Origin of the sequence: Sabulibacter ruber (genome assembly GCF_017355955.1) — a bacterium.
Classification (GTDB): Bacteria; Bacteroidota; Bacteroidia; order Cytophagales; family Hymenobacteraceae; genus Nibribacter; species Nibribacter ruber_A.
The window spans coordinates 1-302 of record NZ_JAFFID010000082.1; the positions used below are offsets into that span (position 1 = coordinate 1).

Annotated in this window: 1 pseudogene; it reads left to right on the forward strand. The window is 64.9% G+C overall.

The window, feature by feature from the left end:
- Positions 1 to 90: 90 nt before the first annotated feature.
- Positions 91 to 302 (forward strand): annotated as a pseudogene (locus JT719_RS24540) (hypothetical protein); the annotation flags it as partial.

Genomic DNA, 302 nt, shown 5'->3' on the forward strand with positions numbered 1-302 from the left:
TTCGTTACGGAATCAGGGGCTTGGCCGATCGCCGCCGCTTGGTTCACGCGCGCTTGCGGGCGGGGCCCGGCGCACCTATAGTCGCGGCTCATGACCGCACCTACCCACGCCACGGCGACCTTCCCGCACCGTCACCTTCTCGGCATCGAGGGGCTGACGGCGGAGCAGATTTCGCTGATCCTCGACGTCGCCGACGGCTATGTCGAGCAGAACAAGAAGCCCAACAAGAAGACGGCCATCCTCAGCGGCCTGACGCAGGTCAACCTGTTCTTCGAGAACTCGACCCGCACCCGCACCAGCTT